Below are 23,028 nucleotides of genomic sequence, written 5' to 3'. Positions count from 1 at the left end.
GGCAGCTTGAAGCTCGCAACTTGAAGCTGCTCCTATTAAATATCCAGCAGCAGACGAGCTGGGTCTTCCAGCAGGTTTTTGATGGCTACCAGGAAACTTACAGCTTCTTTGCCGTCGATCAAGCGGTGATCGTAAGACAGAGCCAGGTACATCATCGGACGGATTACAACCTGACCGTTGACTGCCATTGGACGCTGAAGGATGTTGTGCATGCCCAGGATCGCGGCTTGCGGCGGGTTAACGATCGGGGTCGACATCATCGAACCGAAAGTACCACCGTTGGTGATGGTGAACGTACCGCCGGTCATTTCGTCAATCGACAGTTTGCCATCACGGGCTTTTTTGCCGTAAGCAGCGATGCCGCCTTCGATTTCAGCCAGGCTCATCAGTTCAGCGTTACGCAGTACTGGAACTACCAGGCCACGGTCGCTGGACACTGCAACACCGATGTCGGCGTAGCCGTGGTAAACGATGTCCGAACCGTCGATCGACGCGTTGACAGCCGGGAAGCGTTTCAGGGCTTCGGTAGCGGCTTTAACGAAGAACGACATGAAGCCCAGGCGTACGCCGTTGTGGGACTTCTCGAACAGGTCCTTGTACTTCGAACGCAGTGCCATGATTTCGGTCATGTCAACTTCGTTGAACGTGGTCAGCATCGCCATGTTCGACTGAGCTTCTACCAGACGCTTGGCCACGGTAGCGCGAACGCGGGTCATTGGAACGCGTTTTTCTACGCGGTCGCCAGCAGCGAATACCGGAGCAGTGGCAGCAGGCGCAGCAGCTTTGGCAGGTGCGGCAGCCGGAGCGGCTTTCTTGGCAGCAACAGCAGCCACAACGTCTTCTTTGGTCACACGACCGCCTTTGCCAGTACCGGCAACGGAAGCGATGTTGATGCCGTTTTCTTCAGCGATCTTGCGTGCAGCCGGAGCAGCCACTGGATCGTCTTCGCCGTCAGCAGCGGCTGGAGCAGCAGCTTGGGCAGCCGGTGTTGCAGCGGCGGCTGGAGCAGCGGCAGCAGCACCGCCTTCAACGATGGAGCCCAATACTTCGTCGGACAGAACGGTGTCGCCTTCGTTTTTCACGATTGCGCCCAGAACGCCGTCAGCAGTCGCCAATACTTCCAGTACGACTTTGTCGGTTTCGATGTCAACGATCAGGTCGTCACGCTTTACAGCGTCGCCTGGTTGCTTGTGCCAGGTGGCAACGGTGCCATCGGCAACCGATTCCGGAAATGTTGGGGCTTTGATCTCGATAGCCATGTTCTTTGGTTCCTTTAATTCGGTTTCAGTGCGCGAAGGCGTTAAACAGTGAACGCGTCTTGCAACAGTTTGGCCTGTTGCTCAGCGTGCATCGATGCGTAACCACAAGCAGGTGCAGCAGAAGCGTCACGGCCCGCGTACTCAAGCACGAGAGATTTATCGTGACCGCCAATGATGCGACGCATGTGGTGCTGGCTGCAGTACCAGGCGCCCTGGTTCATTGGCTCTTCCTGACACCAGACAATGTGCTTGGCGTTTTTGTACGGAGCCAGGACTTCAATCAAGTCGTCCTCAGGGAACGGATACAGCTGCTCAAGACGCACGATAGCGATGTCATCACGACCTTCGGCACGGCGTTTTTCCAACAGGTCGTAGTAGACCTTGCCGCTACACAGCACGATACGACCGACGTTCGCCGGATCTTGTGCATCGATTTCTGGAATAACGGTCTGGAACGAACCTTCGGCCAGATCTTCCAGTGTCGAGATTGCCAATTTGTGACGCAGCAACGACTTCGGTGTCAGTACCACCAGCGGCTTGCGCAGCGGACGGATAACCTGACGGCGCAGCAGGTGGTAGATCTGCGCTGGAGTGGTTGGTACGCACACCTGAATGTTGTGCTCAGCGCACAATTGCAGGTAACGCTCAAGACGTGCCGAGGAGTGCTCTGGGCCCTGACCTTCGTAGCCGTGTGGCAACAGCATGGTCAGACCGCACAGGCGACCCCACTTGTGCTCGCCGCTGGTGATGAACTGGTCGATAACAACCTGTGCACCGTTGGCGAAGTCACCGAACTGGGCTTCCCAGATCACCAGGCCGTTTGGCGTGGTGGTCGAGTAGCCGTATTCGAACGCCAATACCGCTTCTTCCGACAGCAGCGAGTCGTACAGGTCAAAGCGAGGCTGACCTTCGTACAGGTGCTGCAGAGGAATGTAGGTGCTGGCGTCTTTTTGGTTGTGCAACACTGCGTGACGGTGCGAGAACGTACCGCGGCCGATGTCCTGACCGGTCATGCGGATCGGGTGACCTTCGAACGCCAGGGTCGCGTATGCCATGGTTTCGGCATAACCCCAGTTGATCGGCAGGCCGCCGGCTTGCATTTTTTGACGGTCTTCGTAGATCTTCGACACCTGACGCTGCATGACGAAGCCTTCTGGAATTTCCAGCAGCTTGGCCGACAGTTCTTGCAGGGTTTTCAGATCAAAGCGTGTGTCGTGACGCGCAGTCCAGGCGTGGCCCAGGTACGGACGCCAGTCAACGAACAGCTCTTTGTTCGGCTCTTTGACCAGACTTTTCACAACATGCAGACCGTTGTCCAGCGCGTTGCGGTATTCGTCGATCTTGGCCTGAACGCGCTCTTCGTCTACCACTTTTTCTTGAGTCAGACGCTCGGCATACAGTTCACGCGTGGTGCGCTGCTTGGCGATTTGCTGATACATCAACGGCTGAGTACCGTTTGGCTCGTCGGCCTCGTTGTGACCGCGACGGCGGTAGCAGAACAGGTCGATCACGACGTCACGCTTGAACTGCATGCGGTAGTCGATTGCCAGCTGGGTCACGAACAGAACGGCTTCCGGATCATCACCATTAACATGGAGGATCGGCGCCTGAATCATTTTCGCGACGTCAGTGCAGTACTCGGTCGAACGCGAGTCTTCAGGGTTGCTGATGGTGAAGCCAACCTGGTTGTTGATCACCAGGTGAACCGTACCGCCAGTCTTGAAGCCGCGGGTCTGCGACATCTGGAAGGTTTCCATGACCACGCCCTGACCTGCAAATGCAGCGTCACCGTGGATGGAAATAGGCAGTACTTTTTCGCCCGTTGCGTCGTTACGACGGTCTTGACGTGCACGTACCGAACCTTCAACCACTGGAGAAACGATTTCCAGGTGGGAAGGGTTAAACGCCATGGCCAGGTGAACTTCGCCACCCGAGGTCATCACGTTGGACGAGAAGCCCTGGTGGTATTTAACGTCACCGGAACCCAGCTCGATTTTTTTCTTGCCTTCGAACTCGTCGAACAGGTCGCGCGGGTTTTTACCGAAGGTGTTGACCAGCACGTTCAGACGACCACGGTGGGCCATGCCGATAACGATTTCTTTGGTGCCGTAGTTGCCCGAACGCTGAATCAGCTCGTCCAGCAACGGAATCAGGCTCTCGCCGCCTTCCAGACCGAAACGCTTGGTGCCCGGGTACTTGGTGCCCAGGTACTTCTCCAGGCCTTCAGCTGCGGTCACGCGCTCAAGCAGGTGGCTTTTGATGTCTGCCGAATAGGTCGGACGGCCACGTACGCTTTCGAGACGCTGTTCAAACCAGTGGCGCTGCTCGGAATCGACGATGTGCGTGAACTCGGCGCCAATGGTGCGGCAATATGTCTGCTGCAACGCTTCGAGAATTTCGCGTAGGCTCGCTTCCTCTTTGCCGATATACAGGTCGCCGGCACGGAAGGTCGTATCAAGATCGGCATTGGTCAAGCCGTAATGATTGATCGACAGGTCTGCAGGTGCAGGACGCTGCCACAGCCCCAGCGGATCAAGCTGGGCTGCCTGGTGGCCGCGCATCCGATAGGCCTGGATCAATCGCAGCACTTCAACCTGCTTCTTCTCGTGTTCGCTGCTCACGCTACCGGCAGATACCGGTTGGGCGCGGCGCTGGTTCTTCGCCAGCAACACGAAATGATCGCGGATTGTGGAGTGCGAAACATCGTTGGCAGAGTTGCCCTCAGTAGGCAACGTCTGAAATTTGGTGCGCCATTCTTCTGGCACAGCGTTAGGGTCGTGCAGGTAGAGCTCATAGAGCTCTTCCACATAGGCAGCGTTACCACCTGAAAGATAGCCGCTGTTCCACATGCGCTGCATCACGCTTTCTTGCATGCTTGGTCACCCTCGGTTAGGGGACACCATCGGCGAAAACACCACAGCACTTGAGAAAGTCCGAATACAGCGACTAAAACAAGCCACTAGAGTCACGCTGATAGTCCGGGTACCAGCCCGGATGCCCCTGCTGGTCTCATTTCTTCAAAATAAGAGCCGCAACTTTGTGAGCTGCTGCTCAGGTTATAACTACGGCGCCGGTTGAAGCCTGCGCCGTAGCATCTACGGTTACAACGGTGTTGCAGTGCAGCTTTGAATCACACGCCGCTTTGCAGCAGCATGCTACGCACGTGACCGATGGCCTTAGTCGGGTTCAGGCCCTTCGGACACACGTTTACGCAGTTCATGATCCCGCGGCAGCGGAATACGCTGAACGGGTCATCCAGTGAAGCCAGACGCTCGCTGGTCTTGGTGTCACGGCTGTCAGCCAGGAAGCGGTAGGCTTGCAGCAGTGCAGCAGGGCCCAGGAACTTGTCCGGGTTCCACCAGAAGGACGGGCACGAAGTCGAGCAGCAAGCGCACAGGATGCACTCGTACAGACCGTCGAGCTTTTCACGCTCTTCTGGCGATTGCAGACGCTCGATGGCCGGAGCCGGAGTATCGTTCTGCAGGAACGGCTTCACCTTCTCGTATTGCTTGTAGAAGATGCTCATGTCGACGACCAGGTCACGGATAACCGGCAAACCTGGCAGCGGACGAATCACCAACTTGTTACCTTTTACAACGGAAGACAGCGGCGTTACGCACGCCAGGCCGTTTTTACCGTTGATGTTCATGCCGTCGGAGCCGCAAACGCCCTCACGGCAAGAGCGACGATAGGAGAAACCTTCGTCCTGCTCTTTGATCAGGGCCAGTACGTCCAGCACCATCAGGTCTTTACCGTTGGTATTGACCTGGAATTCTTGCATGAACGGCGCAGCGTCCTGATCCGGGTTGTAGCGATAAACACTGACTTTCAACATATCGGCCACCCTTAGTAAGTACGAACCATTGGCTGGAAGGTCGGAACGGTTTTCGGCGAGAAGTTCACCGCACGCTTGGCTACGCGTTTCTCACCCGGGAAGTACAGGGTGTGGCACAGCCAGTTAACGTCGTCACGATCTTCGAAGTCTTCACGGGCGTGAGCACCGCGCGATTCCTTACGGGTTTCAGCAGCGATAGCAGTGGCTTCAGCCACTTCGAGCAGGTTTTGCAGCTCAAGGGCTTCGATACGAGCAGTGTTGAACGCTTGGCTCTTATCGTTGATCTTCACGTTGGCAATGCGCTTGCGCAGGTCTTGCAGCTGGGTAATACCCTTCTGCATGTATTCGCCGGTACGGAATACGCCGAAGTAGTTCTGCATGCAGCTCTGCAGTTCTTTGCGCAGGGTCGCAACGTCTTCGCCATCAGTGCGCGAGTTCAGACCGTCCAGACGTGCCAGGGCAGCGTCGATGTCGGACTGACGTGGACGAGCGTAATCAACGCCTTCTTTAAGCGTCTGCTCAAGGAACAGACCGGCAGCACGACCGAATACCACCAGGTCGAGCAACGAGTTGCCGCCCAGACGGTTGGCACCGTGAACCGATACGCACGCCACTTCACCTACTGCGAACAGGCCAGGGATGATCTGGTCGTTGCCGTCGGCGTCCTGGGTGATCGCCTGGCCATGAATGTTGGTGGCAACGCCGCCCATCATATAGTGGCAAGTTGGAACCACTGGAACTGGGGCCAGTACCGGGTCAACGTGGGCGAAAGTCTTGGACAGCTCGCAGATACCTGGCAGACGGCTGTGCAGAACTTCTTCACCGAGGTGGTCAAGCTTCAGCATTACGTGGTCGCCATCTGGACCGCAACCGTTGCCCGCGATGATTTCTTTAACCATCGAGCGTGCTACTACGTCACGACCAGCAAGGTCTTTGGCGTTCGGAGCGTAACGCTCCATGAAACGCTCGCCGTGCTTGTTGATCAGGTATCCACCTTCACCACGGCAACCTTCGGTAACCAGTACACCGGCGCCGGCAATACCGGTTGGGTGGAACTGCCACATTTCGATGTCCTGTACCGGTACGCCTGCACGCAGGGCCATGCCGATACCGTCGCCTGTGTTGATCAGGGCGTTGGTCGTCGAAGAGTAGATACGGCCTGCACCGCCAGTCGCCAGTACGGTGGCGTTGGCGCGAACATAGGAAGTTTCGCCAGTTTCGATGCAGATAACGATCATGCCGACGAAATCGCCAGCTTCGTTTTTAACCAGGTCGACACCGTAGTATTCGTTCAGGAATACAGTGCCGGCTTTCAGGTTGGCCTGGTACAGGGTGTGCAGCAGTGCGTGACCAGTACGGTCAGCAGCAGCGCAGGTACGGGCAGCCTGACCACCTTTACCAAAGTCCTTGGACTGACCGCCGAAAGGACGCTGGTAGATACGGCCTTGCTCGGTACGGGAGAACGGCAGACCCATGTGCTCGAGTTCGAATACGGCCTCTGGGCCTACGGAACACATGTATTCGATAGCGTCCTGGTCACCGATGTAGTCGGAACCCTTGACGGTATCGTACATGTGCCAGCGCCAGTCATCGTTTGGATCCGCAGACGCGATCGCGCAGGTGATGCCACCCTGAGCCGATACGGTGTGGGAACGAGTCGGGAAAACCTTGGTGATTACAGCAGTCTTGTGACCGCCTTGAGCCAGTTGCAACGCAGCGCGCATACCGGCACCGCCGCCGCCAATAATGATGGCGTCGAAGGAAAGTGTATTAACTGTGTTAGCCATGAATCAGATACCCCAAAGAATCTGCACACCCCAGACGAAGTAAGCGAACATCGCAACGCCGCATACTGCCTGGAAGAGGAAACGTACTGCTGTCGCGGACTTGCCCAGCGCCATTGGCGTCAGGTAGTCAGTCGCGATGGTCCACATGCCGACCCAGGCGTGAGCGCCAAGGGCAACCAGGGCCAACAGGCTGAAGATACGCATCCAGTTGCTTGCGAACAGTTCGTGCCATTGGGCGTAGCCAATGCCAGGGTTCGCAACGAGGTATCCGATCAGGAAAATGAAATAAGCCGCTAGAACGACCGCAGACACACGTTGTGCCATCCAGTCATAGAGGCCCGAACGCGATAGGTTCGTAACGCTGGTTACCATATCCAAACTCCTGCCAGAACAATCATCACTACGGAAATGACGATTACGATTTTCGAGCCCAGCTTGCCGCCTTCCAGCGTCTCACCGATGCCCATATCCATGATCAAGTGGCGCACACCGGCAACCAAGTGATACAGCAAGGCAGATAGCAGGCCCCATGCAATGAATTTGGCCAGCGGGCTGGTCAAGCATGCCTTCACCTCGGCAAAACCTTCTTCGGAACCCAGGGATTTGCTCAATGCATAAAGCATGAAGCCCAGGCCGAGAAAAAGAATGATGCCCGATACGCGGTGCAGAAACGACGTAACGCCGGTGATGGGGAGTTTGATGGTCCTTAGGTCTAGGTTTACAGGTCGTTGGCTATTCACGGCTTTTTTCACACTGAAGAGCCCCTAACAATCAGGGCAAGTTTGTTGGGATGCGCACTGGTCAGGTACCCACCACCCGGGAGTGACGACCCCCATCTAAACAGGCCCAAAAGCCTCTGGCGGTCGGCTGCCGAGTATAGACAGTTAGGTTACTAATGACAACGCAATCACCTCCCTCTAATAGAGCATTGCACTCTTTGCATAAAAGGCGTAAACGGCGGGGATATTCGAGAAAAATGACTCCTGAAAGCCTTGTACAGCAAGACTTTAGGCAAATTGACATTCAAATTTATCTAACTATAGTGGTGCGGGCCCTGCGTGGGGGGTCTGTCTGATGATTTCAAGCATAAATAGGAGGCCACATGGCTGACAAAAAAGCGCAGTTGATCATCGAGGGCGCTGCCCCCGTCGAGCTGCCCATTTTAACTGGCACCGTTGGTCCCGATGTAATCGATGTGCGCGGCCTCACGGCCACGGGCCGATTCACATTCGACCCAGGCTTCATGTCGACTGCATCCTGCGAGTCGAAGATCACCTATATTGATGGTGACAACGGTATCCTGCTGCACCGCGGCTACCCGATCGAACAACTGGCTGAACACTCTGACTACCTGGAAACAGCTTACCTGCTGCTGAACGGCGAACTGCCGACGGTAGAACAGAAGGCTCAGTTTGTCAGCAACGTGAAGAACCACACCATGGTTCACGAGCAGTTGAAGACCTTCTTCAACGGCTTCCGTCGTGACGCTCACCCGATGGCCGTCATGTGCGGCGTGGTCGGCGCACTGTCGGCTTTCTACCACGACTCCCTGGACATCAATAACCCGCAGCATCGCGAAATCTCCGCGATCCGTCTGGTTGCCAAGATGCCAACGCTGGCAGCCATGGTTTACAAGTACTCCATGGGTCAACCCATGATGTACCCGCGTAACGACCTGAGCTACGCCGAAAACTTCCTGCACATGATGTTCAACACACCGTGCGAGATCAAACCGATCAGCCCGGTACTGGCCAAGGCCATGGATAAGATCTTTATCCTGCACGCCGACCACGAACAGAACGCATCGACCTCTACCGTACGCTTGGCGGGCTCTTCGGGCGCCAACCCGTTCGCGTGTATCGCTGCAGGCATCGCAGCACTGTGGGGCCCGGCTCACGGCGGCGCCAACGAAGCTGTTCTGACCATGCTCGACGAAATTGGCGATGTATCCAACATCGACAAGTTCATCGCCAAGGCCAAGGACAAGAACGATCCATTCAAACTGATGGGCTTTGGTCACCGCGTTTACAAAAACCGCGACCCGCGCGCCACCGTGATGAAAAAGACCTGTGACGAAGTACTGAAAGAGCTGGGCATCAAAAATGACCCACAACTCGAACTGGCCATGCGCCTGGAAGAGATCGCTCTGACCGACCCTTACTTCATCGAGCGCTCGCTGTACCCGAACGTCGACTTCTACTCGGGGATCATCCTCAAGGCGATCGGCATTCCTACCAGCATGTTCACCGTAATCTTCGCCCTGTCGCGGACTGTCGGCTGGATCTCGCACTGGAAAGAAATGCTCTCCAGCCCGTACAAGATTGGCCGTCCACGCCAGCTGTACACCGGCTACGAGTCGCGTGACTTCAGCAAGCTTGAAGACCGCAAATAAGACCATTGATACCACGATAGCGTCTTAGCTGCAGCCGATACGGCCTCTACTTGTTAGAGGCCGTATTTTTTTGTGCGCAGTAAACACTGCGTGTAGGAGCGAGCTTGCCTCGCGATCTTTTGATCTTTAAAAGATCGCGAGGCAAGCTCACTCCTACAGGGTAGGCAGACATAAAAAATCCCCCTGCCTTAAGACAGGGGGATTTGATTTTACGTGCAGCTTGCAGCTAACAACTTGCCGCTGCTTTAGTGGTCTACCGCCCCGCTCGCCCCCAACCCGGTTTGTGAACGAACAAACTGCGGGAAGAACAGCGCTCGCTCTTTCGCAGCCGACTTGGATTTGTCAGTCACGGAGAAGAACCAGATACCCACGAACGCAATGATCATGGAGAACAAGGCTGGATATTCGTAAGGGAAGATCGCTTTTTCATGATGCAGAATCTGCACCCAGATGGTTGGGCCCAGGACCATCAAGCCAACCGCACTGATCAGACCCAGCCAGCCACCGATCATGGCGCCGCGCGTGGTGAGGTTTTTCCAATACATCGAAAGCAGCAGTACCGGGAAGTTACAGCTCGCCGCGATAGAGAACGCCAGGCCCACCATAAACGCGATGTTTTGGCTTTCGAACAAGATACCCAGACCAATCGCCAACACGCCCAACGCCACCGTGGTGATTTTGGAGACGCGAATTTCATCTTTATCGTTGGCTTTGCCCTTTTTGAACACACTGGCATACAGGTCATGAGACACCGCCGAAGCACCGGCCAGCGTCAGCCCTGCAACCACCGCGAGAATCGTCGCGAAGGCCACCGCCGAGATAAAGCCCAGGAAGATGCTACCGCCCACCGCGTCAGCCAAATGCACCGCCGCCATGTTGTTACCGCCCAACAAACCGCCCGCTGCATCTTTGAAAGCCGGGTTGGTGCTGACCAGAATGATCGCGCCGAAACCAATGATGAAGGTCAGAATGTAGAAGTAACCAATAAAGCCAGTCGCGTACAGCACGCTCTTGCGGGCTTCTTTAGCGTCACTCACGGTGAAGAAGCGCATCAGGATGTGCGGCAGGCCTGCGGTACCAAACATCAGCGCCAGACCCAGCGAGAAGGCCGAAATCGGATCCTTCACCAGGCCGCCCGGGCTCATGATGGCCTCACCTTTGGGGTTAATCTTGACCGCTTCAGCGAACAGCGAGTTGAAGTCAAAGTTAACGTGCTTCATCACCATCACGGCCATGAAGGTCGCACCGGACAACAGCAACACCGCCTTGATGATCTGCACCCATGTAGTCGCCAGCATGCCGCCGAACAATACATACAGGCACATCAAAATGCCGACCAGAATCACCGCAACGTGATAATCGAGACCGAACAGCAATTGAATCAGCTTGCCCGCACCGACCATTTGCGCGATCAGGTAGAACGCGACAACCACCAGCGAACCACACGCTGACAGCGAACGGATCTGGGTTTGGCCCAGACGGTACGACGCCACATCTGCAAAGGTGTATTTACCCAAGTTACGCAGACGCTCGGCAATCAGGAACAGAATGATTGGCCAACCCACCAAAAAGCCAATCGAATAGATCAGGCCATCGTAGCCAGAGGTATATACCAGCGCGGAAATACCCAAAAACGATGCGGCAGACATATAGTCGCCCGCAATCGCCAGACCATTTTGAAAGCCGGTGATCTTGCCACCTGCGGCATAGTAGTCCGCAGCTGACTTATTACGTTTGGAGGCCCAGTAAGTAATACACAGGGTCGCGCCTACAAACGCGAGGAACATAATAATTGCAGCGACGTTAAGCGGTTGTTTTTGAACTTCCCCCGTCAAGGCGTCAGCCGCCCAGACACCTTGAGACAAGGCAGCAATGCCCAGTGTTGCCAATAGACGCCGGATCATTGCTCAGCCTCCTTCAGAATTGCATTGTTCAGATCGTCAAACTCGCCATTGGCCCGGTGAATATAAATAGCGGTCAGAACAAAGGCCGAAATAATCAGCCCGATCCCGATCGGTATTCCCCAGGTTATAGCGGAGCCGGGGTACAACTTGGCCCCCATGATGTGCGACCCGTAAGCAATCAACAGAATAAAGGCGGCATATAAACCGAGCATGATCGCCGAAAGAATCCAGGCGAACCGCTCCCTTTTTTTGACCAGCTCCTTGAAACGCGGGCTGTTTTGAATCGAGAGGTAAATGCTGTCGTTCATTATTTTTGTCCTCGCAGCACAGAAGAGATGTAACGGTTTCACTATTAGGGGGCTTCGATCTCTAAGCCAGACGACTTTAGTAGTAGAACCGAAATACCCTACAGGCCCCGTATTCTCTAGGCTGCGCGAATAACGACATCATTTGGCCAGTGCTCAAAACAGAAAAACCGCACGGCGATTAAACCGAGCGGTTCTGTGTGCTGCGAGCTAGACGCTTCGCGATTATTTAGCCGTCCACTCGGCGACACGCTCAGGGTGTTTGGCAACCCAATCCTTTGCGGCAGCTTCTGGCTTGGCCCCCTCTTGAATGGCCAGCATGACCTCACCAATTTCGTCTTTGGAATTCCACGAAAACTTCTTAAAGAACGCTTCAACTTCCGGCGCTTTCTTTCCCAGGTCCTTGCTACCGACACTATTGACAGTTTCTGCAGCGCCAAAGATACCCTTTGGATCGTCCAGGAAGCGCAACTTCCACTTGGCGAACATCCAGTGCGGCACCCAGCCCGTCACTACAATCGGTTCTTTTTTAGCGTATGCACGTCCAAGCTCAGAGGTCATGGCCGCACCGGAACTGGCTTGTAACTTGTAATTCAAACCGTAGTCCTTGATTGCTTCGTCCGCTTTCAACATCACGCCCGACCCGGCATCAATCCCTACGATTTTGTTTTTATAGCCTTTATCGTCCTTCAGATCAGCAATCGACTTGGCCTCTACATACTCCGGAACAATCAAACCAATTTTTGCTTCTTTAAAGTTGGGGCCAAAATCCACCACTTTGTCTTTATTCTTGGCCCAGTATTCACCATGAGTGACTGGCAGCCAGGCAGACAGCATCGCATCGAGTTTGCCCGTGGCCACGCCCTGCCACATGATGCCCGTAGCCACCGGCATCAATTTCACGTCGTAACCCAACTTCTGCTTGATCACCTCTGCGGCCACGAACGTTGTCGCCACACTGTCGGACCAACCGTCGACATAACCGATATTAAGGGTGGGCTTGGTCTGAGCAATCGCCAACCCCGCACTCATCGCCAGCACCAAGGCAGCTCCCGCGCTCAAGAGTCGTCGCATCTTCATCTATGATTCCTCGCTGTGCCGGGCCCGACGAGTGCCGGACCACATCAGGTTTCAGGGCTTTATAAACACCCCCGACATAACATCCCCCCTGATAATCGTCCTCGCCTGCCAAGAGCCCTGCTCTGACGACGACGCCCAGCCAACCATCAACGACATCAGCCGCTGCCCCAAAGCACTTTGCCCAAACACCCACCTGAACTTTGCATGACAAAATTATACGGAAGCTCTAGGCGCAGCTGATTGCAGGTAAGATGCGCGGCTTTGCTCCCATACGGCCTGACCATGTCTGCGACTGCCCGCTCCCCTGTGTTGCCTTACCTCCTTGCCTGCTTGCTGGGCGTGTGTGCCATTGCCGGTTTCTGGTATGGCCTGGGCCAGCCCGTCATCCTGCCCGATGCCGCTACCCCTACGCACAAACTGCAATGTGCGTCTTACACACCGTTTGACAAAGACCAGTCCCCGTTCGACCAGCCTTTCGTACCTCGCGTAGAGCGCATGGACGCGGATCTGGCATTGTTGGCGACACGCTTTGAGTGTATCCGCACGTATTCCCAGGCCGGGCTTGAAGCCCTCCCGCAACTGGCCCGCAAGCACGGGTTGAAGATGATGAGTGGCGCCTGGGTTAGCAGCAACGCCGTAGAGACCCAAAAAGAAGTCGACGCATTGATCGCCAATGCCAATGCCAACCCGGATGTCATCAGCGCCGTGATTGTCGGCAACGAAACCTTGCTGCGTAAAGAAATCACTGCCCCCCAACTGGTCAAGCTGATCACGCAGGTCAAAAGCCAAATCAAACAACCTGTCACCTACGCAGATGTGTGGGAGTTCTGGTTGCAACACCCCGAGATTGCACCGGCAGTAGACTTTCTGACCATCCACTTGCTGCCGTATTGGGAAGACGACCCTGCGGGGATCGACCAGGCCGTCAACCACGTCGCCCAGGTGCGCCAGGAATTCGGCAGCAAATTCGATAAAGACATCCTGATCGGCGAAACCGGCTGGCCCAGCGAAGGCCGCCAGCGCGAAACCGCCCTGCCGAGCCGTGTCAACGAAGCCAAATTCATTCGTGGCTTTGTCACCCTGGCCGAACAGAACGGCTGGAAATACAACCTGATCGAAGCCTTCGACCAACCGTGGAAGCGTGCCAGTGAAGGTGCAGTGGGCGGTTACTGGGGGCTATTTGATGCCGACCGCCAAGACAAAGGCATACTTGCAGGCCCCGTAACCAACCTGCCCCATTGGCCAGCCTGGCTGGGACTGGGTATCGCTCTGTTTGCGGCCACATTGTTGATCGGTGGACGCGTAGGCAGCACGCGCTCGGCTCTGTTGCTGCCGGCCCTGGGAGCCGTGGCGGGTTGTAGCCTGGTGGCATGGGCCGAACTGGCATCAGTTACCAGTCGCTTTACCGAAGAATGGACATGGGCCGGGTTGTTGGTTGTGCTCAATCTGATTGTGCTCGCCCACAGCGCTTTGGCGCTGGGGCAACAACAGGGCTGGCGTAAGCGTCTGTTCAACGTGCTCGAGCGTCATGCAGGATGCTGGATCGCAGCCGCCGGGTTTGCCGGTGCAGTCATGATGCTGGGCCTGGTATTTGAACCCCGCTATCGCAGCTTCCCGAGTGCCGCTCTGGTGCTGCCAGCTTTGGTTTACCTGCTGCGCCCGGCGAGCGGACCACGGCGTGAACTCAGCCTGTTGGCGCTGATCATAGGCGCGGGCATCCCACTGCAACTGTACCGCGAAGGCCTGAACAACCAACAAGCCTGGGTATGGGCCTTGGTCAGTGTATTGATGGTCATCGCGCTGTGGCGCAGCCGCCGTCAATAACCCAAATCTGTAGGAGCGAGCTTGCCTCGCGATCTTTTGATCTTTAAAAAGATCGCAAGCTTGCTCCTGGATTGGATTATTTTTGCGGTTTTGCCCGAACCAGCCGCAACCCTGCAATCACCACCGCAAAGACCGCCAAACTGGCGTTGTAGAGCGCCAATGCCGGCAAGCCAAACAGCAACGCCAACACCGCCAGAGCATTGCCAACACGTCCCCGTACAAAAAAAGCCAGCACCGACGTCACCAACGCCGCCCAGCCCAATGCCCTGAAGTGAATCAACCAGCCAAGGTTTGAGCGCAACTGGCATTCCCAACGCCCGGCCTCAGCAACGCACGTTCCCACCCATTGCGGGTCCTCCATCAAGCCGTAACGCAGGCCATAACTGGCCGCCAGCCACAATGGCAAGGCAATGAGCAGCAAGATCCACGGCAAACGAGGGTGCATACAAAACTCCAATAGGCAAAAGCGGCGCCCAGCTTAATCGCCCTTTAGGGGTATGCAAGCCTTGCAATCAGATAACTGTTCACTAAAGTCATTCAACGTGTATCTTCTGGTAGTTCATTGCCTGCTTTCTTCTGCCCGGGGGATGTATTTTGTGTCAGACAATGGCACTTCGACTGTAGCCCTGTGGTCATAGCCTGCGAATCATTTTCCGCACTTTATTAGGGATAGTCGTCATGCTTCGTTCTCTACCCTTTGCCGCCTTGCTGTGCGGCCTTATTTTGAGTGCGTCCGCACAAGCGGTCGATGTCGACCCCGCCACTTATGGCTACCCCCTGACCAACCCCTTCGAAGCCACAATTGCTACAACCCCGCCGGAAATGCGCCCACTGCTGCCCAGCGAAGATGACATCAACCAATCGGATTACACCCTCAAGCTGCGACCAGAGCGCGAGTTCACCTTGCCGGCCAACTTCTGGGCAGTGAAAAAGCTCACCTACCGAATCGCCAAGCAAGACCACGCGGCCCCGCTGATCTTCCTGATCGCCGGTACAGGGGCGCCCTACGACAGCAGCCTCAACGAGTTTTTGAAAAAGCTGTTCTATCAAGCCGGCTACCACGTTGTGCAATTGTCGTCGCCAACCAGCTATGACTTTATGAGCGCGGCTTCACGCTTTGCCACACCCGGCATCAGCCAATACGATGCCGAAGACTTGTATCACGTCATGCAAGCGGTTCGCGCCCAACAAGCCAATGTGGCGGTGACTGAGTACTACCTCGCGGGTTATAGCCTTGGCGCACTGGACGCGGCCTTCGTCAGCCACCTGGACGAAACCCGCAAAAGCTTCAACTTCAAGAAAGTCTTGATGCTTAACCCGCCGGTGAACCTGTATACGTCCATCAGCAACCTCGACAAGCTGGTACAAACGGAAGTTAAAGGCATCAATAGCAGCACCACGTTCTACGAGTTGGTACTGAATAAGCTCACCGAGTACTTCAAGCAGAAAGGCTACGTCGATCTTAATGGCGCGCTGGTCTACGACTTGCAGAACTCCAAAGAGCGTTTGACCAACGAACAGATGGCAATGCTGATTGGCACTATGTTCCGGTTCTCATCTGCCGACATCGTGTTCACTTCAGACTTGATAAACCGTCGCGGTCTGATCACGCCTCCTAACTACCCCATTACCGAAGGCACCAGCCTGACGCCATTCCTCAAGCGCTCACTGCTGTGCGACTTCGATTGTTACCTCACCGAGCAAGTCATACCGATGTGGCGCGCCCGCACCGATGGCGGCAGCTTGCTGCAACTGATCGACCAGGTCAGCCTGTATGCCTTGCAGGACTATTTGAGAAACAGCCCCAAAATTGCCGTTATGCACAATGCCGACGACATCATCCTGGGCCCTGGTGATTTGGGCTTCTTGCGCAAGACCTTCGGCAACCGCCTGACTGTCTACCCGTATGGTGGCCACTGCGGCAATCTCAACTACCGCGTTAACACCAAAGACATGCTGGAGTTCTTCCGTGGCTAAACATCTCGTGCTTCTCGCCGCCCTACTCAGTGCCGGCTACGCCCAGGCAGACGACAGCAAAGCCAACATCGAACCTACACACGACGTTGATGGCTTTACACAACCCCTAAAACTGTTGAAGTTCAATCCAGGCCTCGATCAGCGTGAATTTGAACGCGCCACCATGGACGCGCTCAATGTATATGACCCGCTGGAGTCGATTAACCGGCGCATTTACCACTTCAACTACCGTTTCGATCAGTGGGTGTTCCTGCCGGTAGTCGACGGCTACCGGTATGTCACCCCCAGTTTTGTTCGCACTGGTGTCACCAACTTCTTTAATAACCTGGGTGATGTACCCAACCTGTTTAACAGCATGCTGCAGCTCAAGGGTGACCGCTCGTTGAGAACCACCGCACGGTTGCTGTTTAACACCACGCTGGGGGTTGGCGGCCTGTGGGATCCTGCTACCGCCATGGGCCTGCCGCGTCAGAGCGAAGACTTCGGGCAAACCCTGGGCTTTTATGGTGTCCCGGACGGCCCCTATTTGATGCTGCCGATCCTGGGCCCTTCAAACCTGCGCGACACCACAGGGCTGGTGGTCGACTACGGCGCCAATCGAGAAATCAACTTCCTCAACGTACCGCGCGAAAGCTCGCGCCACCCGGAAATCTGGCTGCTGCAAGCCATCGATAAACGCTACAACACCAGCTTCCGTTACGGGCAATTCGACTCACCATTTGAATATGACAAATTGCGTTATATCTATACTGAGGCTAGAAAATTGCAGATTACTGAATAAGCCAGTTATAAAGGTGGCTGAGACACGGCCCGGCGCACGACTCAGCCAGTTTGATTGGAAATAAATCCTACAGAAAAGAATCTCTAAAGATCCGTAGGCACAGATTATTGCACCTTTATTAAGGAAACAACTTACAGAGCATATGATCGTTTCTTTGATAACGTAATCCTTTCGCGTCTTGCTGAAGGATTGAATTAATGCATTCTCCCCTCCCATTAAAAATAATTATTGCCGACGACCACCCCGTCGTATTGCTTGGCGCAAGCATCGCGCTGGAATCTTTATTCAAACCCGGCGACTGCATTATTATCGAGGCATCTTGCACCGGATCGTTATTAAATCTTTTAAAAAATGACACCTACGATCTAATTATTACTGACTTGTCAATGCCGGGCGGGAGCTTTCCCGATGGGTTGACACTAATCAGCCATATTCGTAAGCATTTCGAAAAAACAAAAATAATTATCATGACCATGATTAACAATCAGATCATGCTCCGTAAATTACTGAACTTAGGGATAAGCGGGGCATTCGATAAACATCGGCCTCTTAATGAGCTTGATAATGCTGTAGCCAGCGTGCTTAAGGGTAAACGTTATGTGAGTTCCAGTTTCTGCGCGTCACTGGCAACTATCAAAATAGGCGAAGTAGCTCATAAATCGCTATCAGCTAAAGAATTAGAAGTCGTACGCTTATATGGACAGGGTTTAGGGGGCCGTGAAATAGCAAAACGACTCAACCGAAGCGAAAAAACTATCAGCCGCCAAAAACGGACCGCCATGCACAAGCTGGGATTGCGAAGCCTGAGTGAACTGGCTGCTAACGCACATCTGATAGGCGTCGGCTATACCGTAGCCCATGAATTAGCAAGCAACGCATATGTACCATAGCGCCGTCCAGCACTTTAAGTGCATAAAAGAATCATCCCAAGACTAAAGCCTGAAGAAAACATTTAACATTCAGCGTCGATAGACACACATGAGGCCCCTACCTATCAGAACTGCTAGTACCCCCTACAGGAGTTAAAACGTAAGGTGATAAGACCGGTAGTCAATCGGCAAACTCAACGTGACCTAGCAGGAAATGAAAATGCCTAAATCCTTGTTTCTAAACTCAGCACCTCCCCTTATGCGCCTATTCATGGCGAGCGCGATGGCTTTGACTGTTAGTGCACACGCCATGGCAGTATCCTCCCCCCAATCAACTACCCCATCGGCTAGTGATATAGCGGGAAAAACTAAAGCCAGCGGTGACTACGGCAAGACGTGCAATCCTAATGAAGCCATGATTAAAAGCACTCGACATGGAGATGAGAATACAGACCCGGTTATAGTTTGCTCCGCCTACGCCCCTTACGGCGTTGCAGGCACTATGTCGAACTACAAAACCCCAGAACCTGAAAAGGGAGACGATGCCTACGGCAATTGGTCCAGTGCAATTAATGAAGGCAAACCAAGCGGCCATACATACACATGCCCCGAAGGTACACTCATGACAGGCATTAAACATAAAGATGATGAAAACGGATCGACTTACTATCGTTGCAGTGCATTTTCGATAAACGGTGTTGTTCAAAAATTAAGGCCAGGAACCGTATTGAAATTCCCAGAAGATGACCATGAAAAATCCTGCCCAGCAGGGCAAATCATGATTGGGCGAAGCCACCTGTGCGACAACGATGGTAAATGTGATGAAAAAGCCTCCAGCACGTATACCTGTGGTTATGTTCGAGCCCTGTAATAACCTCTTAAAGTACGCGAACAGTTGACCCTCTACAGATCTCCTCATTCAAGGGCAATGGCGTCCGTCTTTTTAAAGCAGACGCCATAGCCCTTAAATGCTTAACAGAAGTTATTATCCCTATCGTTAAAAGCCCACGTTGTCCAGAAAGGCCTGTAACTCGGCGCATGCATTTCCACTGTCGCCATCAGTCACGGCAAGAATGTTAACGTAATGCGTAAGTGGTTGCCGCTTTACAGAGATCAACAACCTGTAACGCTACCTCTGTTTGTTCCGATAACCAGCCTGTTCAACAATCGTATTGATACTTAATAGGCGCTATCTAAGCAGAACTTTAAATATTTGGCACCAAACCAGCGCAGGTTGCAATACCTGCTCAGGTTTTATCAATAAAATCGGTTTTAGCCACGCCACAGGCTAAAACCGATCAATTTATATAATACTGAAACCCATCAGAGAACTCAGGAAGAAATGAGGCTCACGCTAGACAACCTGTTCAATGGGTCATACTCCAAAACACGGCCTAACTCATCACTGGTCATATTGCCCTCTTCATCATAAGTAAATGATGTGGTCTGTGGCACCCCACCATCAAAGGTATAAGTCAGAGAAGACAACTGAACAGGGTCGGTATTATCAAAGGCATATTCTGCCATGAGGTACGTGCCGTCCGTGTAAATAGTGTCTACGAGAGTAATATTATCCAATGCATCGAACGTAAAATACTGCGAATTAATCGATCTGCCATGCGGATCCTCGGGCGGTTGAGTACCTGTGCATTCATAAGATACGAGTCGACTGCGCACGTCATAGACATAGGTTTCTTGCCTGATGATAACATCACCTTCTTTCAAGGTTCTGGACGACAAGTTATCGACCTCGTCATAGTCCTGCACAAGTGTTTGCTCAACTTCATTAAGGTAAAATATTCTTGCTACTTCTCGACCCTGCTTATCGTACTCCAGCTTTATGATCACTTGTGGATTACCGAGATCACCTAGCGGACCATCCTCTGTTGTAATCGAAGCCATCAAACCCAGGCTATTATATTCAAAGGTAGACCTTATATTCCCTAACGTCGTTTTATCCAAACGCCCTAAAGAATCATAATCATACGTTTGTGTTTGTCCCAAGACATCTTTATAAGAACGAATACGCCCACGAAGCGAATAATCATAGGTCATGGTCAAAGGTTCGCCTTGGACCTGAGAAACTTTCTCTGTATGGATTTCACCCGTCGAGAAATACTCACGTTCGAGCGTTTGGTCCTGATCAGTGCAACTCTTCAAACGTGCATTTTGGGGGTCGTATTCATATTTCGCACTGTTAGCCGAGCCAGATACTTTGCGCAGCGTTGGCTCTTCTCCCAATTGTGGAGCATACGTATACTCAATTTCATGGTGCCGCGCTGTGGTGACCTTCCACGGCTGTAGCTCTCCAGCCCTGAAATCAAATACTTTTTCCCTGCCCCCCGTCGTCGATGACGTCATACGGCCCAACCCATCAAAACCTTGAGTACCTAAGACTTGTCCCTCAACACTGATTAAGGTTGGCAAGTCCTCCGCACTGTGTGCAGCGTACTCACGCACCACCTTCGCTTTATCAGGAAGCGTTGTTTTAATCGTCCGGCCAAATGCATCATATTCGTAGCGTGTCTCGCACTTGCGGCCATCAACCTCTCTGACCATACGCCCTAAACCGTCATAGAAATATTCATGTCGGCTAGAGAAAACATCACCGCTCCCGTCATATCGTTCAATCATGACAGGCTTTTCAAACGCGTTCAGTTTACTGACGCTCAACAGGTACTTGATCGTCGAGCCTGGCACTTCGGTCCAAGTCGTAATAATAGGCCCATTCCACTGCGAAGAACCAATCGGATTAGTTTCCTCATGCACCTTAACCCCATCTGGGCGAACTTCAGTTTGTTGCTGCCCCCAATCGTCAAACAAAAAGGATGTTGTTAACTCCAGTGGTTCAGATTCATCAAGCCAATCAATTTCGGTCTCAGCGATAAGGTTACCTAACACGTCATATTGCGCACGATACGTTTCTCTAAAGTCATCTGCGCGCGTTCGGTTAACAGCGTCAGCATTTTGGCGGGTCTCACCCACCACACGATTAAAACCATCTAACAGAGTTGTTGTCTTGACACCCTTTACATTGGTAGCTATTTGTTTAGCTGCAACTCCCCACCGCATAGATAGTTCATACGTATAGTAACGGTGCGCAATATAGTTAGTAAGGTCAGGTGCCACGGTTTCTTGGATGACACGTTGCAAGGCATCATAGACATAGGCAATTTTCACATCATTGTCATCCTCTACTAACAAGGGTTGGCCATGAACCGTGGACGTTTCACTGGTTATCTTCTTTGTCGTCCCATCGAAATTAGTTATTGTTTCTATTGTCTGCAATACTGTCTCTGCTGCGCGACTGTAGCGTGCAGGCGACAAATTGTAATCATAGTCGGTTAAGAATTTATAGGTATCCTCGTCCAGGGAGGGCCGTTCTAGCGCCTGCTGCTTAATACGCCCAAAGACCAAAGGTTGCGTGACGTCATTGTTATAGTTGTACGTAACCTTGTGCAGCAATTTCTCAACCTTATTGTTCACCTCAAACAGTGATTCACTTTCAACCGCCAACCAATCAGCCCGTGCGGCATTTAACGCGCCGAACGATGTGTAGCGATAAGCCGTTGTCAGCTGCTGTGCCACATCTGAAGCACCGGAGGCCGGGATGACAGTTGTGTCTTTTACACTCCTGACAAATCCTTCAGGATCTTTAGGACAGCCATCGCCTCCTTCAGCTAAGTAATAAGTGCTGCGCTTAGTAACACCGTCCGCTCCAATCTCTTCGATCAGGTTTCCATATTTGTCATACGTGGTTTTGACTATTTCATAACGAGAACTGCCCTTCTTCTCCCATCGTGTTTCAACGCTGGCCGGTAGTTGAAAATTCAGGGGCTGACTGGCAAAAATAGTGTCCGCTAGAGCATGGTAAGTCGTTGTGACGCGCATTACAGATTCGTTCTGGTAGGTTTCTTCCTTAACCAACAAATGAAATGAATTGAAAGTTCGCTGTACACGGCGAACCTCATCTTCGCCATTCAATAAACGCTCAACTGTACTGTAATCATAGTTTATGACTTGATACAGGTTATCAATGCCTGTTGGATCCCAATTCAGACCTGATGCTCCAAAGCCCAGAAAATTATTCTGCGTTGCTTGATTGGGTAGATCGTAACGATACTCTGTGGTGACGATGGGTTGGCCGCACCCTGGGTCTGCACTATGAAGCGTAGCACGTGGTAAATTTGACGCAGTAGGGTCAGGATGCTTGTGTCCACCGTCACCATACTCAATAACTTCCAGGCCTCCGGTGGGTGTCTCAACACGGCAAATGCAATTGAACCCGAGCTTATCTGCATACGTGAATAGCCAACGGGCACCGTCTTCAGTAGGCAGCGTGAGAGCTGTCGTGCTCTCAGATTGATTGTGGAATAGCGTATAAACCGCCAGCGCCCCACCCGCCTCACTCGAATAAGGATAAGCTTGCATCGAAACAGTGATGCCATCGCTAGCAAATAAAAGAAGCGTCATATCAGACTCATCTTTGACGGTATTCAGCCTATAGTCTGCGAGGTAGGGAACGTAGTCCAAAACTACCCGACGCCCTTCTGCAGAATACATATAGACAGGCAGTGCTGTAGATCCATAAACCTTGAGTATTTCAGTCCCCCCCGACTTATACACGATTCGATACTCATCGCCCTCTTCATAAATATGAAAATTGTCGAGTTTTTTTTCCTCCATGGTCAACTGCCCATCCGGATCTTTGCCCGTAACCCTGAAGGTTTCACCAGAACTCAATGACAACACTCGAGTGACTAAATTAAACTCGGTAAGTTGCAATGACCATCCTTGACCAAAACCACTATCACGCAAATTAAGTGGATTGAACATCAACACTAAAGGAACCACTGGCCCGGTTAAATTATTAGCTTTTAGTTCCGGCAAGTTTATGGAAACGCTGTACTGCCCTGTACGTGGATCTACACCACCTTGCAAGTAGCTCATAAAATTGAAGGCATTGGAATGCACTGCTGTAGATGATGCCATCTTGAATACCCCTAGTTTGAATA

General features: G+C 53.1%; 17 protein-coding genes. 6 read left to right on the top strand and 11 right to left on the bottom strand.

What is annotated here, in order from left to right; genetic code table 11:
* Positions 1–35 precede the first annotated feature (35 nt).
* The 6 genes from odhB to sdhC form a co-directional block, all read right to left on the bottom strand.
* Positions 36–1,259: a 2-oxoglutarate dehydrogenase complex dihydrolipoyllysine-residue succinyltransferase gene (odhB, locus tag ACJJU9_RS07905; RefSeq protein WP_407730404.1), complete on the bottom strand. Its 1,224-nt coding sequence runs from the start codon at positions 1,257–1,259 to the stop codon at positions 36–38.
* 41 nt (positions 1,260–1,300) lie between these two features.
* Entirely contained in the window at positions 1,301–4,132 is a 2,832-nt protein-coding gene (locus tag ACJJU9_RS07900) for a 2-oxoglutarate dehydrogenase E1 component (protein WP_048391336.1), read from the bottom strand.
* 257 nt (positions 4,133–4,389) lie between these two features.
* On the bottom strand, positions 4,390–5,094 hold the full coding sequence (locus tag ACJJU9_RS07895; protein WP_048368577.1) for a succinate dehydrogenase iron-sulfur subunit: 705 nt from the start codon (positions 5,092–5,094) through the stop codon (positions 4,390–4,392).
* An 11-nt stretch (positions 5,095–5,105) separates the two neighbouring features.
* Positions 5,106–6,881: a succinate dehydrogenase flavoprotein subunit gene (gene sdhA, locus ACJJU9_RS07890; protein WP_048368578.1), complete on the bottom strand. Its 1,776-nt coding sequence runs from the start codon at positions 6,879–6,881 to the stop codon at positions 5,106–5,108.
* A gap of 3 nt (positions 6,882–6,884) precedes the next feature.
* On the bottom strand, positions 6,885–7,253 hold the full coding sequence (gene sdhD / locus ACJJU9_RS07885) for a succinate dehydrogenase, hydrophobic membrane anchor protein (protein WP_003446906.1): 369 nt from the start codon (positions 7,251–7,253) through the stop codon (positions 6,885–6,887).
* Positions 7,247–7,633, bottom strand: coding sequence for a succinate dehydrogenase, cytochrome b556 subunit (gene sdhC / locus ACJJU9_RS07880; protein WP_019408939.1), 387 nt, complete (start codon positions 7,631–7,633; stop codon positions 7,247–7,249). Before sdhC ends, sdhD begins: the two co-directional genes overlap by 7 nt.
* Positions 7,634–7,983: 350 nt before the next feature.
* Between sdhC and gltA the strand changes: the two genes are divergently transcribed.
* Complete coding sequence (gene gltA, locus ACJJU9_RS07875; RefSeq protein ID WP_048368579.1) at positions 7,984–9,273, top strand: citrate synthase; 1,290 nt, start codon at positions 7,984–7,986, stop codon at positions 9,271–9,273.
* 245 nt (positions 9,274–9,518) lie between these two features.
* On the opposite strand, the gene ACJJU9_RS07870 is transcribed toward gltA, so the two are convergent.
* The 3 genes from ACJJU9_RS07870 to ACJJU9_RS07860 all read right to left on the bottom strand — a co-directional run bounded on the left by ACJJU9_RS07870 (position 9,519) and on the right by ACJJU9_RS07860 (position 12,562).
* Positions 9,519–11,177, bottom strand: coding sequence for a cation acetate symporter (locus tag ACJJU9_RS07870; protein ID WP_407730403.1), 1,659 nt, complete (start codon positions 11,175–11,177; stop codon positions 9,519–9,521).
* Entirely contained in the window at positions 11,174–11,485 is a 312-nt protein-coding gene (locus tag ACJJU9_RS07865) for a DUF485 domain-containing protein (RefSeq protein WP_048368581.1), read from the bottom strand. The genes ACJJU9_RS07870 and ACJJU9_RS07865 overlap by 4 nt, the downstream gene beginning before the upstream one ends.
* A 222-nt stretch (positions 11,486–11,707) precedes the next feature.
* Entirely contained in the window at positions 11,708–12,562 is an 855-nt protein-coding gene (locus tag ACJJU9_RS07860; protein ID WP_407730402.1) for a glycine betaine ABC transporter substrate-binding protein, read from the bottom strand.
* Positions 12,563–12,844: 282 nt separating this feature from the next.
* Between ACJJU9_RS07860 and ACJJU9_RS07855 the strand changes: the two genes are divergently transcribed.
* Positions 12,845–14,386 carry a glycosyl hydrolase family 17 protein gene (locus tag ACJJU9_RS07855; protein WP_407730401.1) on the top strand — a complete coding sequence of 514 codons (1,542 nt, stop codon included), beginning with the start codon at positions 12,845–12,847 and terminating at the stop codon, positions 14,384–14,386.
* 76 nt (positions 14,387–14,462) lie between these two features.
* Here ACJJU9_RS07855 and ACJJU9_RS07850 read toward each other — a convergent pair whose 3' ends face one another.
* Positions 14,463–14,831, bottom strand: coding sequence for a hypothetical protein (locus ACJJU9_RS07850; RefSeq protein ID WP_407730400.1), 369 nt, complete (start codon positions 14,829–14,831; stop codon positions 14,463–14,465).
* 233 nt (positions 14,832–15,064) lie between these two features.
* Here ACJJU9_RS07850 and ACJJU9_RS07845 point away from each other — a divergent pair, with 233 nt between their 5' ends.
* The 4 genes from ACJJU9_RS07845 to ACJJU9_RS07830 all read left to right on the top strand — a co-directional run bounded on the left by ACJJU9_RS07845 (position 15,065) and on the right by ACJJU9_RS07830 (position 18,884).
* The gene (locus tag ACJJU9_RS07845) at positions 15,065–16,363 is read left to right on the top strand and encodes a serine/threonine protein kinase (protein WP_407730399.1); all 1,299 of its coding nucleotides are present in this window, start codon (positions 15,065–15,067) and stop codon (positions 16,361–16,363) included.
* Positions 16,356–17,144, top strand: coding sequence for a VacJ family lipoprotein (locus tag ACJJU9_RS07840; protein WP_407730398.1), 789 nt, complete (start codon positions 16,356–16,358; stop codon positions 17,142–17,144). Before ACJJU9_RS07845 ends, ACJJU9_RS07840 begins: the two co-directional genes overlap by 8 nt.
* A 197-nt stretch (positions 17,145–17,341) precedes the next feature.
* Complete coding sequence (locus ACJJU9_RS07835; RefSeq protein ID WP_407730397.1) at positions 17,342–18,034, top strand: response regulator; 693 nt, start codon at positions 17,342–17,344, stop codon at positions 18,032–18,034.
* 262 nt (positions 18,035–18,296) lie between these two features.
* The gene (locus ACJJU9_RS07830; RefSeq protein ID WP_407730396.1) at positions 18,297–18,884 is read left to right on the top strand and encodes a hypothetical protein; all 588 of its coding nucleotides are present in this window, start codon (positions 18,297–18,299) and stop codon (positions 18,882–18,884) included.
* A gap of 461 nt (positions 18,885–19,345) precedes the next feature.
* On the opposite strand, the gene ACJJU9_RS07825 is transcribed toward ACJJU9_RS07830, so the two are convergent.
* Positions 19,346–23,005, bottom strand: coding sequence for a sugar-binding protein (locus ACJJU9_RS07825; protein WP_407730395.1), 3,660 nt, complete (start codon positions 23,003–23,005; stop codon positions 19,346–19,348).
* Positions 23,006–23,028: the final 23 nt, after the last annotated feature.

Origin of the sequence: Pseudomonas helleri (assembly GCF_045830615.1) — a bacterium.
Lineage (GTDB): Bacteria > Pseudomonadota > Gammaproteobacteria > Pseudomonadales > Pseudomonadaceae > Aquipseudomonas > Aquipseudomonas helleri.
Note: the sequence above shows the minus strand (reverse complement) of the source record. Positions and strands in the feature narration are given on the sequence as shown.

What these genes read in the sequence shown, in the direction of transcription:
- odhB (WP_407730404.1), bottom strand. Translation starts at nt 1,259, where the DNA reads ATGGCTATCGAGATCAAAGCCCCAACATTTCCGGAATCGGTTGCCGAT.
- ACJJU9_RS07900 (WP_048391336.1), bottom strand. Translation starts at nt 4,132, where the DNA reads ATGCAAGAAAGCGTGATGCAGCGCATGTGGAACAGCGGCTATCTTTCA.
- ACJJU9_RS07895 (WP_048368577.1), bottom strand. Translation starts at nt 5,094, where the DNA reads ATGTTGAAAGTCAGTGTTTATCGCTACAACCCGGATCAGGACGCTGCG.
- sdhA (WP_048368578.1), bottom strand. Translation starts at nt 6,881, where the DNA reads ATGGCTAACACAGTTAATACACTTTCCTTCGACGCCATCATTATTGGC.
- sdhD (WP_003446906.1), bottom strand. Translation starts at nt 7,253, where the DNA reads ATGGTAACCAGCGTTACGAACCTATCGCGTTCGGGCCTCTATGACTGG.
- gltA (WP_048368579.1), top strand. Translation starts at nt 7,984, where the DNA reads ATGGCTGACAAAAAAGCGCAGTTGATCATCGAGGGCGCTGCCCCCGTC.
- ACJJU9_RS07870 (WP_407730403.1), bottom strand. Translation starts at nt 11,177, where the DNA reads ATGATCCGGCGTCTATTGGCAACACTGGGCATTGCTGCCTTGTCTCAA.
- ACJJU9_RS07865 (WP_048368581.1), bottom strand. Translation starts at nt 11,485, where the DNA reads ATGAACGACAGCATTTACCTCTCGATTCAAAACAGCCCGCGTTTCAAG.
- ACJJU9_RS07860 (WP_407730402.1), bottom strand. Translation starts at nt 12,562, where the DNA reads ATGAAGATGCGACGACTCTTGAGCGCGGGAGCTGCCTTGGTGCTGGCG.
- ACJJU9_RS07855 (WP_407730401.1), top strand. Translation starts at nt 12,845, where the DNA reads ATGTCTGCGACTGCCCGCTCCCCTGTGTTGCCTTACCTCCTTGCCTGC.
- ACJJU9_RS07850 (WP_407730400.1), bottom strand. Translation starts at nt 14,831, where the DNA reads ATGCACCCTCGTTTGCCGTGGATCTTGCTGCTCATTGCCTTGCCATTG.
- ACJJU9_RS07845 (WP_407730399.1), top strand. Translation starts at nt 15,065, where the DNA reads ATGCTTCGTTCTCTACCCTTTGCCGCCTTGCTGTGCGGCCTTATTTTG.
- ACJJU9_RS07835 (WP_407730397.1), top strand. Translation starts at nt 17,342, where the DNA reads ATGCATTCTCCCCTCCCATTAAAAATAATTATTGCCGACGACCACCCC.
- ACJJU9_RS07830 (WP_407730396.1), top strand. Translation starts at nt 18,297, where the DNA reads ATGGCTTTGACTGTTAGTGCACACGCCATGGCAGTATCCTCCCCCCAA.
- ACJJU9_RS07825 (WP_407730395.1), bottom strand. Translation starts at nt 23,005, where the DNA reads ATGGCATCATCTACAGCAGTGCATTCCAATGCCTTCAATTTTATGAGC.